The organism is Corynebacterium sp. HMSC08F01, assembly GCF_001807545.1.
Taxonomy (GTDB): Bacteria; Actinomycetota; Actinomycetes; order Mycobacteriales; family Mycobacteriaceae; genus Corynebacterium; species Corynebacterium coyleae.
In genome coordinates this window covers 1-14,460 of the sequence record NZ_KV789317.1, presented here as the reverse complement: position 1 = coordinate 14,460, position 14,460 = coordinate 1, and the positions used below count along the sequence as shown (strand labels likewise).

13 protein-coding genes are annotated in these 14,460 nt (G+C 60.7%); 12 read left to right on the top strand and 1 reads right to left on the bottom strand.

All coding sequences use genetic code 11. The features are described 5' to 3' along the window. Positions 1 to 118: 118 nt before the first annotated feature. Both clpB and adhP read left to right on the top strand, forming a co-directional pair. Positions 119 to 2,677 carry an ATP-dependent chaperone ClpB gene (gene clpB / locus HMPREF3171_RS08885; protein ID WP_070484527.1) on the top strand — a complete coding sequence of 853 codons (2,559 nt, stop codon included), beginning with the start codon at positions 119 to 121 and terminating at the stop codon, positions 2,675 to 2,677. Between the two features lie 180 nt (positions 2,678 to 2,857). Then, positions 2,858 to 3,889 (top strand): alcohol dehydrogenase AdhP, encoded by a 1,032-nt coding sequence (adhP, locus tag HMPREF3171_RS08880; protein ID WP_070423267.1) that lies wholly within the window; start codon positions 2,858 to 2,860, stop codon positions 3,887 to 3,889. Positions 3,890 to 4,141: 252 nt separating this feature from the next. Here adhP and HMPREF3171_RS08875 read toward each other — a convergent pair whose 3' ends face one another. Beyond that, the gene (locus HMPREF3171_RS08875; RefSeq protein WP_141743389.1) at positions 4,142 to 5,527 is read right to left on the bottom strand and encodes a hypothetical protein; all 1,386 of its coding nucleotides are present in this window, start codon (positions 5,525 to 5,527) and stop codon (positions 4,142 to 4,144) included. Positions 5,528 to 5,547: 20 nt separating this feature from the next. Here HMPREF3171_RS08875 and HMPREF3171_RS08870 point away from each other — a divergent pair, with 20 nt between their 5' ends. From HMPREF3171_RS08870 to HMPREF3171_RS08825, 10 genes are all read left to right on the top strand, one after another. Beyond that, positions 5,548 to 5,961 carry a DUF4265 domain-containing protein gene (locus HMPREF3171_RS08870; RefSeq protein ID WP_070450118.1) on the top strand — a complete coding sequence of 138 codons (414 nt, stop codon included), beginning with the start codon at positions 5,548 to 5,550 and terminating at the stop codon, positions 5,959 to 5,961. A 76-nt stretch (positions 5,962 to 6,037) separates the two neighbouring features. Continuing rightward, positions 6,038 to 6,883: a sulfurtransferase gene (locus HMPREF3171_RS08865; protein ID WP_070450114.1), complete on the top strand. Its 846-nt coding sequence runs from the start codon at positions 6,038 to 6,040 to the stop codon at positions 6,881 to 6,883. Between the two features lie 36 nt (positions 6,884 to 6,919). After that, entirely contained in the window at positions 6,920 to 7,762 is an 843-nt protein-coding gene (locus HMPREF3171_RS08860; protein WP_070484531.1) for a type III secretion system chaperone family protein, read from the top strand. Continuing rightward, positions 7,759 to 8,289 carry an orotate phosphoribosyltransferase gene (gene pyrE, locus HMPREF3171_RS08855; RefSeq protein ID WP_070423263.1) on the top strand — a complete coding sequence of 177 codons (531 nt, stop codon included), beginning with the start codon at positions 7,759 to 7,761 and terminating at the stop codon, positions 8,287 to 8,289. Before HMPREF3171_RS08860 ends, pyrE begins: the two co-directional genes overlap by 4 nt. A gap of 31 nt (positions 8,290 to 8,320) precedes the next feature. Next, positions 8,321 to 8,938 (top strand): TrmH family RNA methyltransferase, encoded by a 618-nt coding sequence (locus HMPREF3171_RS08850; protein WP_070423341.1) that lies wholly within the window; start codon positions 8,321 to 8,323, stop codon positions 8,936 to 8,938. An 81-nt stretch (positions 8,939 to 9,019) separates the two neighbouring features. Then, positions 9,020 to 10,234, top strand: a complete 1,215-nt coding sequence (locus tag HMPREF3171_RS08845; protein WP_070423262.1) for a glycoside hydrolase family 76 protein — start codon at positions 9,020 to 9,022, stop codon at positions 10,232 to 10,234. A 42-nt stretch (positions 10,235 to 10,276) separates the two neighbouring features. Further along, complete coding sequence (locus HMPREF3171_RS08840; RefSeq protein ID WP_070484523.1) at positions 10,277 to 10,786, top strand: cysteine hydrolase family protein; 510 nt, start codon at positions 10,277 to 10,279, stop codon at positions 10,784 to 10,786. A 145-nt stretch (positions 10,787 to 10,931) separates the two neighbouring features. Next, positions 10,932 to 11,993: a hypothetical protein gene (locus HMPREF3171_RS08835; RefSeq protein WP_141743388.1), complete on the top strand. Its 1,062-nt coding sequence runs from the start codon at positions 10,932 to 10,934 to the stop codon at positions 11,991 to 11,993. Positions 11,994 to 12,050: 57 nt separating this feature from the next. Continuing rightward, entirely contained in the window at positions 12,051 to 13,085 is a 1,035-nt protein-coding gene (gene fbaA / locus HMPREF3171_RS08830; protein WP_070484517.1) for a class II fructose-bisphosphate aldolase, read from the top strand. A gap of 80 nt (positions 13,086 to 13,165) precedes the next feature. Further along, on the top strand, positions 13,166 to 14,338 hold the full coding sequence (locus tag HMPREF3171_RS08825) for an FUSC family protein (protein ID WP_070484514.1): 1,173 nt from the start codon (positions 13,166 to 13,168) through the stop codon (positions 14,336 to 14,338). Positions 14,339 to 14,460: the final 122 nt, after the last annotated feature.

The window sequence follows — 14,460 nt, the reverse complement described above, 5'->3', positions numbered from 1 at the left end:
CGTTACACCACACTAAGGGACGCAACCCAACTTTTTTCGTGTTGACAGGAACAGACTCAACTTCTCGTGCGTTACACATAGTGCGAAACAAAATTTAGGCACGAAAGGATGATGCGATATGGCATCGAAGTACACACAGAAAACGCAGGAGGCTTTGCAGCAGGCGCAGATGCGTGCGTCGGCTGCGGGGAACCCGGATATGCGCCCGGCTCATGTGCTTGAGGCGTTGCTGAAGCAGGACGGCGGCATTGCTGCCCCGGTGCTCAAGGCCACGGGTGTGGATCCGGAGACGGTGGCGCGCGAGGCTGGCGAGCTGATTAGTGGTTACCCGAGCGCGGAGGGCCAGGGCATGGCCAACCCGGGGATTAATAGGGATCTGCAGACGGCGCTGAGTGTTGCGCAGGATCTTGCAAGTGAACTTGGGGACGAGTACGTTTCCGCCGATGTTCTCCTCGCCGCGGTTGCGAAGGGTAAGGACGATGCGGCTGAGTTGCTGCAGAAGCGTGGCGCAACGTTTGAGGCGCTCAAGGAGGCGTTCCCGTCGGTTCGTGGTGGCAAGAAGGTCACCTCGGAGAATCCGGAGGATCAGTTCCAGGCGCTGCAGAAGTACTCGACGGACCTGACTGCTCGTGCGCGTGAGGGCAAGATTGACCCGGTGATCGGCCGTGATTCGGAGATTCGCCGTGTGGTTCAGGTGCTTTCCCGTCGTACGAAGAACAATCCGGTGCTGATCGGTGAGCCGGGCGTCGGTAAGACTGCGATCGTTGAGGGGCTTGCGCGTCGCATTGTGGCGGGCGACGTCCCGGAGAGCCTGAAGGGCAAGACCCTGATTTCGTTGGATCTTGGCTCGATGGTTGCGGGTGCGAAGTACCGCGGCGAGTTCGAGGAGCGTCTGAAGGCTGTGCTCGATGAGATTAAGGAGTCGAACGGCCAGATCATTACGTTTATCGACGAGCTGCACACCATCGTCGGCGCCGGCGCCACCGGTGATTCCGCGATGGATGCCGGCAACATGATTAAGCCGTTGCTGGCTCGCGGTGAGCTGCGTCTGGTCGGTGCGACGACGTTGGATGAGTACCGTCAGTACATCGAGAAGGACGCCGCCCTGGAGCGTCGCTTCCAGCAGGTTTACGTTGGGGAGCCGACGGTCGAGGACACGATCGGTATTCTGCGTGGCCTGAAGGAGCGCTACGAGGTGCACCACGGTGTGCGCATCCAGGACTCGGCGCTGGTGTCGGCGGCGGAGCTTTCCAACCGCTACATCACGAACCGGTTCTTGCCGGATAAGGCAATCGATCTTGTCGACGAAGCCGGCTCCCGCCTCCGTATGCAAATCGATTCTTCCCCGCAGGAGATTGATGAGCTGGAGCGTATTGTTCGACGTCTAGAAATCGAGGAGATCGCGCTGCAGAAGGAGTCCGACGCGGCGTCGAAGCAGCGCCTCGAGCACTTGCGCGAGGAACTCGCTGACCAGCGTGAACGTCTCGGTGAGATGAAGGCTCGTTGGGAGAACGAGAAGGCTGAGGTGAACAAGGTCCAGTCTGCGAAGGAGGAGCTCGAGCGCCTGCGCAACGAGTCCGAGATCGCGGAGCGTGACGGCGACTACGCCAAGGTCTCCGAGCTGCGCTACGGGCGCATCCCTGAACTGGAAGCGGAGGTGGCCAAGGCGGAGTCCGAGGCCAGCAACAAGACGATGCTGGAGGAGGAAGTCACGCCGGACATCATCGCCGATGTCGTCTCTTCCTGGACGGGCATTCCAGCCGGCAAGATGATGCAGGGCGAGACCGAGAAGCTGCTCAACATGGAATCTGTGCTGGGTGAGCGTGTCGTCGGCCAGAAAGAAGCCGTTGTCGCGGTGTCGGACGCGGTGCGTCGCTCCCGTGCGGGCGTGGCGGATCCGAACCGTCCGATCGGCTCGTTCCTCTTCCTCGGCCCGACGGGTGTGGGTAAGACGGAGTTGGCCAAGTCGCTTTCGGAGTTCCTTTTCGACGACGAAACCGCAATGATCCGCATCGACATGTCCGAATACGGTGAGAAGCACTCGGTTGCGCGCCTGGTCGGTGCCCCTCCGGGATATGTCGGCTACGACGCTGGCGGCCAGCTCACTGAGGCTGTTCGTCGTCGCCCGTACTCGCTCGTGCTTTTCGACGAGGTAGAGAAGGCCCACCCCGACGTCTTCGACGTGCTTCTCCAAGTGCTGGACGAGGGGCGCCTCACCGACGGCCAGGGCCGCACCGTCGACTTCCGCAACACGGTGGTGATCCTGACCTCCAACCTGGGCGCCGGTGGCGACCGCGACCAGATCATGGAGGCTGTGAAGCGCCACTTCAAGCCGGAGTTCATCAACCGTCTCGACGATGTTGTGGTGTTCGATCCGCTGAGCAAGGACCAGTTGGTCGGCATCGTCGACATTCAGCTGGAGGGCCTGGCCGAGCGTCTCGCCGCCCGCCGCCTGGTGCTGGAGGTGTCGGATTCGGCGAAGTCCTGGCTCGCAGATCGCGGCTACGACCCGGCCTACGGCGCTCGTCCGCTGCGTCGCCTGATCCAGCAGGCCATCGGTGACCGTCTGGCGAAGAAGTTGTTGGCCGGTGACATCCGCGACGGTGACACCGTCCATGTCGATGTTGCCGACGGCGGCGAGTTCCTCGACGTCACTGCTGGCGTCAGCGCCGCTTAGTTCGGTGCTGTCGCTGTAAGCCCAGGTCGGGTGGAGAAAATCCGCCCGGCCTTTTCTTCTACCGGCCCCATTTTCCTAAACATTTGTCGCTTAATGAAAACGTGTTTCACTTCACTCGACGTACTCCGGTGTGATCCGTATCATTCATGGCGACCGTCCCCTTTAGGAAAGGAGCACCACATGTCCACCCCAACTTCTATGCGCGCAGCAGTTGCCGAACAGTTCGGTCCAACCGTCAATGTCAAGGAAATCGACCTTCCCAAGCCGGGCCCGTTCCAGGCACTGGTGAAGCTCTCCGCCAGCGGCATCTGCCACACCGACCTCCACGCAGTGGAAGGTGACTGGCCGGTGAAGCCGGCTCCGCCGTTCGTGCCTGGTCACGAGGGCGTCGGTGAGGTCATCGAGTTGGGTCCGGGTGAGCATTCGGTCAAGGTTGGCGACATGGTCGGCAACGCTTGGCTCTGGTCCGCATGTGGTGAGTGCGAGTTCTGCCGCACCGGCCGTGAGACGTACTGCAAGCAGGCAGAATACGGCGGCTACACGGTGAATGGTTCCTTCGGCGAGTACATGCTCGTGGATACGCGCTACGCCCCGCGCATCCCGGAAGGCGCCGACCCGGTCGAGGTCGCACCGATCCTCTGCGCTGGCGTCACCGTGTACAAGGGCCTGAAGGAAGCACAGACCAAGCCGGGCCAGTTCATGGTCATCTCCGGCATCGGTGGCCTCGGCCACCTCGCGGTGCAGTACGGCGTGGCTATGGGCATGCGCGTGATTGCGGTGGACATTGCCGACGACAAGCTCGAACTGGCTAAGGAACTCGGCGCTGAGTTCACCGTCAACGCTGCTAACACCGACCCGGGTGAGGCTGTGCAGGAGTTCACCGACGGCGGCGCGCACGGCGTGCTGGTCACGGCGGTGCACCCGGCTGCTTTCGGCCAGGCCATCGCGATGTGCCGCTCCAACGGCACGATCGTCTTCAACGGTCTGCCTCCGGGGGAGTTCCCGGCACCGATCTTCGACATCGTGCTGCGTGGCATCACCATCCGCGGCTCGCTGGTCGGCACCCGTCAGGACATGGCGGAGGCGCTCGACTTCTACGCCCGCGGCGAGGTGAAGCCGCATGTCACGGCGTGCGAGCTCGACGACGTGAACAAGGTGTTTGAGGACATGCGCAACGGCAAGATCGCTGGCCGTATGTCCATCAAGTACTAGGCGTTTGGCGTCTGTGGTTTAGCCTGCAGCCTGCAGCCCAAAGCCCGCAGTCAGTACGGTTTTTCCGGCTGGCTCCGGGCTTTGTCGTGTTCGGGTCCGCACCTTGACATGCCCGCTCTGTTCTAGACACATCGTCGAGTAAAGATTAGCTTCCTATTCTCGGTGTTCTTCGGCTTCACCGTCGTTGCAGGAGAAACGTGAGGGAGGCCGGTTAGGCAGTGAGCGAGGAACGAAGATTCCACGTTGTGTGAGTTAAATGAGATCTGAGGTTTGGTGCGCTCCTTTGAGGGAGTCGAGTCTCAGATACCGGTTGAGTTTCACAAAAGCAGAACCCTTACCGGATTGATCGTGGATGATCACTGCTGAGGTTCTAGCAGTATCTGGGTCTGTAGGTCCCGATAACAGGTAGATGATGTAGCTCCGGTCGGCGCGGTACCCCTTGCTTAGGCCGAACCCCATGACTGCTGCAATCCTTTGATCGCGCTGGTCCCCATTCTTTAGCCGCTTGACTTCGTTGTGAGACCAGTCTTGGGGGACGAATCGTTCTTGAATAAGGGGAAATACTTTTGCGATGTGTGCTTCAGGGGTATCAGGAAGAAAAGATGATGGTTGAGGGTTGTTCTTAGGATCGTCTTTCGGCAGGTAGAAACCTAGGTGTTTGACCTCTCGGCTCACTCGAACTGAGTCCTCAAGAATTATTGCCGATTGATGGTGATAAGTGTCGAACAGTGGGTATCGGAATGATTTATTCGCACTACGCTGAACTGTGGTGTTTCTCGTAGAAGCGAAGAGAACGGTGTCAGGTTCGTAAACGTTTCCAGGGCGGTCTTGCAAGACCTCATCAACCTTTGAGATTGATTCGATCCAAGTTGCCGCGTCTGGATCAATCCATTTTGCGAGTCTGAGGATCTTTCGGAGTTCAACGATGGGGTCGACGTGGAGCAGTGAGTCCTGGTGGGAGACTCTATTGCGCAGCTCTCGAAGGTCCTCGAGTGCACGCCCAACTACTTTCCTATCGCTCTTGCCTGGAAACACGGAGTTCAGGTGAGTGTTCCAAAGCTCAGCCACTTGAAAATCTTTTGAATGAATGAGCTGGACCCAGAAACCGAGATTTAACTGCGAGATTATGTCGTTTTCATCTGGTGCGGTTTGGTGAGTTTTGTTAGTCAACCGCGCTGCAACTTTGCCTACTGTGTTGTCGGTGTGAACGTTCCATGGGAAAGCAAGAGGGTGGATGGTCTCCAGCTTTTGCATCATGGAGTTCCTTAGGAGTACTTCCACGTGGTGAATTACTTCGGACAGTGCTGCTGACACGGCTGCGTTCCACTCGTACAGAGCCCAAGCGGATTCTTCTTTGTTAGCGGTTTGTTCAAGATACGGTTGAAGCCGTTTTTGGGAAACCCATTCGATTTTTCTTTTCATTCCAACCCCCGTTTGGATTCCGTATTTAGTGTTTTTCTGTACACTAGCCGACAGACCGTCTTGATAGACCTTGTCTTCGGCGGTGAGGGTCTTGTTGAAGCATTTGTTGCTTGCAAGGCCCTCGTTTCGTTTAGCACTGTGACTTCGTCGAAGGGGGCGACGGCGCACAGCGACCGAAACCCTACAAACCACCAACCCTTCCAACAATCCGGCCACTCCGAGATACACTGCCCTTTATGCAGCCGACTACGACGATTCTCACCCGTGTTGTCATTCCTGGTGTGGAGAGTGAGCAGCTTCGGGCTCAGCAGATTGGGTCGAATTTGTTTGTGGTGGCGAGTGTGCCGTTCGTCGATACGACGCTCGCGCTGGGGGACATTGTGGAGTGCGTGCTGGTTGGGGGTGCGTTCCACGTGGATCGTGTGGTGGTGCGTGGGGGCGCGTCGACGGTGCGTGTGTTGCCGGAGGATGAGAGCCCGCAGGAGATTGCGGCGACGCTGCTGGCGTTTGGTTGTCGCGTGGAGTTGGGCCCTGGTGGAATGTTGGCGGCGAGCATTGGTGCGGATTGTCCGCGCGAGGGGATCGCGGAGTGGCTTGGCGGTTTGGCGGAGCAGGGTGCGATTCAGCTTGCTCCGGGCTACATGGCTTAGCCGCGCTACCACCGACCGGCGCCACCAGCCGGCGCGCACCCAGCCTCGGCTCTAAAACCTCGTTACACTTGCGCGCATGAGCGTTTTCGTTTCTGCCGCGGATCTCAATGAACGTATTCAGGCTGGCCTGAAGCAGACCGTTATTGCTTCGCTCTGGGAGCCGGAGGCCGGTAAGGCGTGGTCGAAGTTTCAGTCCGAGCATGTGCCGACGGCGTTGTTTTGTGATCCGTCGTCGCAGTTGGCGGGGCTGCCGGGGCGCAAGGCGGGGCGTAACCCGTTGCCGGCGTTTGGTGTGGTGAAGAAGGCGGTTGCGAATTGGGGGATCGAGGAGGATCGCCCGGTGTACATCTACGACGGTGGCAACGGGCTGTTCGCGGCGCGCACGTGGTGGATTTTGCGTTGGGTGGGCGTGACTGATGTGCACATCGTGGATGGTGGGTTTGCGGCGTGGAAGCGCGAGAAGCTCCCCACGGTGGCGGGTCCGGGTGGCATTGTGGTGCCGCGCGAGCCGGAGCGCCTGGAGCCGGGGAGTATGCCGACGGCGTCGATGGAGGATGTCCGCGAGTTTGAGGGCATGATCCTGGACGCGAGGAGCGCGCGCCGTTTCGCAGGCCGCCGCGAGATCCTGGATCTGCGCGCGGGTCACATTCCGGGTGCGGTGAATCTGCCGGTGACAGATCTTTTCGACGACACCACGCACCTGATCAAGGACACCAACACCATCCGCGGCCGCCTGGCGGAGGTCGGCATTACCCAGAACACGGACCCGCAGAGCGTGATTACGTATTCGGGTTCGGGCAACCACTCAGCGAAGTTGTTGGCGGCGATGGAGCACGCTGGCCTGCCGGTGTTGACGCACTATGTGGGCGGTTGGTCGCAGTGGAGTGCGAATAAGGAGAACCGCGTGGTTACGCGTGTTTAGCGTGTTGTGTCGGCGGGCGCTGTAACATCGTCGCTGATGATTGCTGTGCTGTTAGTTCTCGCGTTTGTGGCGCTCGCCGCTGGTGTTGCGCTGTTTGTCGCTGATGCGCGTGAACGAAGCCCACGGCGTGCGTGGGCGCGGCAGCACGGATTTACGTTTGCCAAGGTAGACGATCTGCTGGCGGCGGAGTGGCGCCGTGGTGCGGCGTCTGCGGGGGCGACGGCGCGCGAGGTCGTGTCGGGCTCCGCGTTCGGCCATGATCTGCACTTGGCGGATTTGGGGGAGACGACGGTGCTTGCGGTACCCACCGGCCGCGAGGCGGATGTTGTGGTGGATATGCGCCGCGACGGGTTCGAGCCGACACAGCGCGACGATGACCTGGTGGAGGCCACCCGCGAGGGCGCGTTCACGGTCCATGCCACGAGTGTTGGCCCTGCGCGCAGGCTTATCGACGACCGCGTGCGCACCGCCCTATCCACCCTCCCGCCCGCAGTCAACGCGGTGTGGTTCGAGGGGGCGTGGGTGATTGCCCAGTTCGCACCGGGGTCAACGGCGCAGGATTGGGATGCGTCGTTGGCCGCGGTGGCGCTGCTGGCGGATGCTGCGCGCACACTCCCGCCGGTCGAGGACGCTCCGTTGTGGGTGGGGGAGGAGAAGGTGCAGGGGGTCGTCGAAAAGCAAGCGGGCCCTGAGCGGCCGGAGGATCCGGTGGAGCTGCCCACGCGGGTCACGGGTGGGGAGCGCGGTGAGGTCGAGGAGCGCGATCTTGGTGGCGACGATGTTGCCGCGATTGCTGGCGACGAGCACACCGGCACCGACCTGACACGGGTAAAGCGTGTGCAGGGGCCGTCGTCGATTTTTGATTCTGAGGAGAAATGATGAAAGAACAACTTGCTGAACTGGTCAAAGAGCTTGCCGTGGTGCACGGGAAGGTGACGCTGTCGTCGGGCAAGGAGGCTGATTACTACGTGGATCTGCGTCGCGCGACGCTGCACCACGAGGCCAGCCCGCTGATCGGCAAACTGCTGCGTGAACTCACCGCTGACCTGGACTTCGACGCTGTTGGCGGCCTGACCCTGGGCGCGGACCCAGTGGCTACTGCCGTGATGCATGCGGAGGGGCGCCCGATCGACGCGTTTGTGGTGCGCAAGGAAGCGAAGAAGCACGGCATGCAGCGCCGCATCGAGGGCCCGTCCATCAAGGGCAAGCGCGTGCTGGTTGTGGAGGACACCACCACGACCGGCAACTCCCCGCTGACTGCCGTGGAGGCCTGCCGTGCGGAGGGCGCCGAGGTGGTTGCGGTGGCCACGGTGGTGGATCGTGCGACGGGTGCGGACAAGGTGATTGCGGACGCCGGCCTGGAGTACCGCTACCTGCTGGGCCTGGAGGATCTCGGGCTTGCCTGAGTTAGATAACGGGAAGGGCCCGACCGAGTGGATGGAGGGCCGCCACGGTGTGGGCCCCTGGGAGGGCGAGTGGCCGGATGATCCGCGCTACGACCCGGAGTACCTCGAACACGGTGACACCCGAAACGTTGTCGATGCCTACCGTTACTGGTCGCTGGACGCGGTCGTCGCAGATCTGGATACGCGCCGGCACCCGTTCCATGTCGCGATTGAGAACTTTGAAAACGACATGAACATCGGCACCGTCGTGCGCACCGCGAACGCGTTTCTGGCCAAGGAGGTCCACATCGTGGGCCGGAAGCGTTGGAACCGGCGCGGCGCGATGGTGACGGACCGCTACCAACATATTCGTCACCACGAAACGGTCGCGGATCTCATCGAGTGGGCGAACGGCGAGGGCATCGCTGTCGTGGCCATCGATAACACCCCCGGATGCGTACCCCTGGAAACAGCCGAGCTGCCCCGCGAGTGCGTGCTCCTCTTCGGGCAGGAAGGCCCCGGCGTGACCGAGGCCGCCCAGGAGGCGGCGGTGATGACCTGCTCAATCGCCCAATTCGGCTCGACGCGCTCGATTAACGCGGGCGTGGCGGCGGGGATCGCCATGCATGCCTGGATCCGCCAGCATGCAGACCTGTCTCACGCGTGGTAGCAAAACGGCGCGGTCTGGCAATATAACAGGCAAAATAACTGGCAACACACGTGGAAACGTCACTACTTAGAGGAGACATCAGTGCCTGAAACCTGGGCGCATCGTGCTGATTTGGCGGAATCGGCAATTACTGAACGTCACGCCCAGAAGCTCTGGATGTTGCCGAAAACCAACATGGCCGTCGTCGCCTGGCCGCCGGGGCTGAAAGACAAGCTGTTTTGGCACTGGCACTACTGGTGGCAGGCGCAGTACCTAGATTGTCAGGTGGATGCGGCGATGCGACGTCCGACGAAGACGCGTCGGCGCCGGATCCTCCAGACGATGCGCACGATCCAGGGGCGTAGCCGCGGCCGCTTGACCCGTAACATTTACTACGACGACAAGGCGTGGCTTGCGCTTGCCTGGGCGCGTGTGGGGCAGTTGCCGAAGAATAACGGCAAGGTGTCGTCGAAACGCTCGAAGGTGCTCGAGGATCTGGAGTTTGACCTGCTCTCGGGCATCGACCCGGTGGTGGGCGTGCTGCCGTGGCGTACGGGGGAGACGTTCTACAACATTCCGTCGAACGCGACCGCCGCGATGGTGTTCGCGCGCACGGGCCGGTTGGATAAGGCGCGCGAGATCGTCGACTGGATCTTTGACAACCTGGTGCGCGAGGACGGTCTGCTCAGCGACGGTGTTCGGATGCGCATGTCGGGGCCTGAGGTCGTCGATAAGATTTACACCTACAACCAGGGCACGGTGCTCGGCGCGAGCCTGGAGATCGCGCTCGCGCTGCGCGAGGATGTCGGCCTGGCCCACGACGAACCCATCGACTCGTTCGAAAACTCCGAGCGCGCCGACGCTTCCATGTTCTACATCACCCACATCCGCGCGATCGTGCAGGCCATCGCCCTGGAGATGGCCACTCCGCAGGGCGTGCTGCTGAGCCCGCCGGAGGAGTCCGGCGAGGGCGACGGCGGCCTGTTCAAGGGCATCCTCGCGCGCTACCTCGCCGACGTGGCCACGCGTCTGCCGGAGGATTCGAAGGAGAACATCGCCACGAAGAAGATCGCGGCGCGCCTGGTCATGCAGTCCGCCGAGTCGCTGTGGTCGCACCGCCTGGAGGTCGACGGCCTGCCGGTTTTCGCCGCGGAGTGGACCGAGGATGCGCGGCTGCCGCATAACTATGGGTTGGGGCCGGCGTCGATTAGCGAGGCCGTGGGGCTCGTGCGTATCGACGAACGCGACCTCTCCGTCCAACTCTCCGGCTGGATGCTGCTTGAAGCAGCGGCGAAGGTGTCTGCAGCAATGGCGTAATATCGTGAGCACCGTTGTGGCAAAGGGAGGTGCTCGGGACGCATGCAGAAGAACAAGCGGGCGTTGATCGTCGTTGATGTGCAGGCAGGATTCCTGTCCGACTACACGTCGCGTTGCCTACCGCGCGTGCACGAGCTCCTCGCTTCTGATGAGTTTGACCTGGTTATCGCTACCAGGTTTTTCAACCCTGATGGGTCGGCGTTCCGTACCCGCATTAACTGGGATCGGCTGTCCTCGCCTGAGGAAGTGCAGCTCGATCGGCTCGTGGAAGCGCGCGCGGACATCATCATCGACAAGGACACCTACGGTTGCGGCGAGGCTTTGCTTTCTGCACTGAAGTCTCACGGGATTTCGGGGGCTACCCTTGTCGGCATTGATACTGACGTGTGCGTTTTGCAAAACGCTGCGTACCTCTTTGACCATGGCGTCAATGTTGATGTGGACCTAGCGGGTTGCGCCACAAACGGTGGCCCCGAAGCAGACGCTGCCGCGGCACGTCTGATGGGGCGGACAATCGGTTATAAACACACGCGCGGACACACCGCAGCGTAAGAACAATTTCGGGGGCGAAATGCAGTGGGGGTTTACAAGATACGAGTTTGCACCGACAGATGTCGGTGGGCCGATCACAGATGCGCGCGTCATAGCTCGTATCGAAGGCGAATTCCGAGCTCTCGGGTGGGAGCAATGCACGGAAGTGTTTGGTACGCGCGATCACGCATTGTTGCTACCACGCACGTATGCAATCGTCTCAAAGGGCGATACCTTGCTTTATCTTTCCCAGTCCGGGTACGGAGTGGCCCGATACCAATTCGACTACCGCGCTGATATCGGGGAAGAGCCAGTTGCATCCGTGGCAAACGCGCTTCGGGATCGTGTTCTGTTCCAACAATCACTCAGCGATTCACCAGATAAGACAGTGCGTGAAGTCGAAGAATTGATTCGGCATATTAGGAAGATTCAGGAGCGTTACCGGCGGGAACTCTTCCGAGGTTCTGCAAACGACGCGGTGCACGAATATTCATTCTCGGTCTACGCGGTATCTGAGCCCGTCGACGATCGCTTGGTCCACGCGCTTCTGCATCCAAGAGATGTTGGTTGTTCCCTAGGACTGGATCAAGCCAACCTTCCGTCGACCAACCACTTGGTAGACCGAATCAATGGAACAATCCCAAATCTTCCGTGCCCGATCATTGATAGTCAAGGGCACCGTTTCTGGAGCAGCTGGTCGGCCAGCGTTATCGGGGCAAGTTGTTCAGGACTAGAGGAACTCGTCTCACTTAGTGAATTCAGAGTTCAGTCGACCTGGCTCGCTGCACACAAGACCGCGAAGATGGCAGCACAGGTTGACCTCGCAGATCTCGATTCGAAGGGATCCTCCAAAATGCGATTCCTCCAGTCTGACTTTGTATTGGTTGTCGCACGGCACCGTGAACGCTTAGGGGCTCATTCACCTGCACTCCACTCAAGCTTGTTGGACGAAATCAATCGTTCGAGTGATCTCGACGCCGAAATAGCTCGAGCCGAGACAAACCTCGAATCTGCTGTTGCAACGATGGCGTATTACGACGAACGCTCGAACCTAAAAGGCCGAAGACTCATTGAATTCGCAGCGTGGGTTTTCGGTGTAGCGGGTCTAGCCGAGCTTCTTGTCGAGCTTCCACTCCGCCCAAACACGTTTGCTACCCACCCGTTTTCTTTCGCTGCGTGGCTCCTCTTGGCCACTGTTGGGGGCATTGTGGTTTTCCGTCAGCGGTAGTTTTCTAAAACGGGCATACTGGTGTGCGTAAACGGTCCCAATCCCAGGAGGATTTTCATGCCTATCGCAACCCCCGAGGTCTATAACCAGATGCTGGATTCCGCCAAGAAGGGCGGCTACGCGTTTCCGGCGATTAACTGCACGTCTTCGGAGACGATCAACGCGGCCATCAAGGGGTTCGCGGAGGCGGAGTCGGACGGCATCATTCAGTTCTCCATCGGTGGTGCGGAGTTTGCGTCCGGTCAGGCTGTGAAGAACAAGGTGACGGGCGCGAAGGCGTTGGCTGCGTTTGCGCATGAGGTGGCGAAGCATTACGACGTCAACATTGCGCTGCACACCGACCACTGCCAGAAGGAAGTGCTCGACGACTACGTGCGTCCGCTCATCGCTTACTCCCAGGAGCGCGTGGACGCTGGCGAGTTGCCGTTGTTCCAGTCCCACATGTGGGATGGTTCCGCGGTTCCTATCGACGAGAACCTGGAGATCGCCCAGGAACTCCTTGCTAAGGCTCGCGCTGCGAACATCATTCTCGAGGTGGAGATTGGTGTCGTCGGTGGCGAAGAGGACGGCGTTGAGGCGAAGGCCGGCGCGAACCTGTACACCTCGGAGGAGGATTTCGCCAAGACCGTTGATGCCCTGGGTACCGGCGAGAATGGCCGTTACCTGCTGGCGGCGACCTTCGGCAATGTCCACGGCGTGTACAAGCCGGGCAACGTGAAGCTGCGCCCCGAGGTCCTGGATATGGGCCAGAAGGTTGCGGAGAAGAAGCTCGGCCTGGCTGAGGGTACGAACCCGTTCGACTTCGTCTTCCACGGCGGTTCCGGCTCGGAGAAGGAGAAGATCGAGGAGTCCTTGCGTTACGGCGTGATCAAGATGAACGTGGACACGGATACTCAGTACGCGTTCACTCGCCCGGTTGTGTCGCACATGTTTGAGAACTACGACGGTGTGCTCAAGATTGATGGCGAGGTGGGCAACAAGAAGATGTACGACCCGCGTTCCTACCTGAAGAAGGCCGAGAACGCTATGGCTGAGCGCGTCATCGAGGCGTGCCAGGACCTCCACTCGGTGGGCAAGTCGGTTTCCAAGTAAGCCACTGCTTATCGACGACACCACCTCCCCGGGCCCACAGCCCAGGGAGGTTTTCCCTTTCGGGCCTAAGCTGTTTAACCATGGCTAAGCAGAGGATGGGCACGCGCGCGCGTCTGCAGTTGGTTGATAAGTCGCTGCAGTCGCGGGTGAAGCGTGTGCGGAAGCGGTTGTTGCCGATTTTGCAGATCGCCTTGGCCGCCGGGTTCGCGTACTACATTGCGCACGACGTGATGGGTCACGCCCGGCCGTTTTTCGCCCCGATTGCCACGGTGATCATCATTGGCATGACGGGCGGCGACCGTGTGTCGAAGTCGGTGGAGATGGCCATGGGCTGCGTGCTCGGCGTGCTGGTGGGCGACCTGATTTTCTACCGGCTCGGCGCCGGCGGCTGGCAGATCGCGGTGATTGTCGCTGGGTCGTTGTTGATCGCGTCGTTTTTGAGCAAGTCGGTTCTGGTGAATAACCAGGCTGCGATCGGTTCGATCCTGATCGCGACAATCATGCCGCCTGGTAGCGAGTTCACCGGCGTGGACCGCACTATCGACGCCATCATCGGCTGCCTGATCGCAATGGCAGTCATCGCCCTGGTGCCTCAGGCTCCGATGTCGGAGGCCCGCGCGGAAGTGTCCAAAGTGATGGGCATCGTCTCTTCGGTTCTCGACGACGTGGCCACCGGCCTCCGCGAACGCAACCCCAACATCATCGACGAGGCCCTCGAGCAGATCCGTGGCACCCAAACGGGTATCGATGACTTAGCCGCCGCGATCAAGTCCGGCGAAGAAGCCAGCCGTGTCTCCCCGTTTTTGTGGGGCACTCGCCGCTACATCAACTCCCTGGCACGCGTGATCCCGCCGGTGGATAACGCGGTGCGTACCTCCCGTGTGCTCGCGCGCCGGGCTCACGTTCTTGTCGAGGACAGCGACACCATCACCGACCAACAAATCGAGCTCTTGGACACCTTGTCCCGCGTCTGCCTCGAACTTTCCGAGGTCTACGACGTGAACTCCCGCGTCGCCCAGGCCACCGTCATCCCGGAGTGCGTCAACGAGTTGCGTGCTGCGGGCCAGGCCGCCGGCATGGATATCGTCCCCAAGGATGCCGTCCTGTCCGCCTACGCCATCCTCGCGCAGACCCGCTCCCTGATCGTGGACCTGCTGATGGTGTGCGGCATGTCCCGCGAGTCCGCCCTCGCCGCCCTGGTGCCTACTTCCACGACGCCGAAGTACGAGCCCGAAACCTTCGACTTCGACTAGTTTCACGCCGCCCTGTTGCCGGCGCCGGTGAGCCGCCCTTCCGCCGCGCCGCCCTGTTGCCCGCCCTGCTCCCTGATCGTCTAGCTCCCTCGTGTCATGTCTCATGACTTTTTGGACATGGA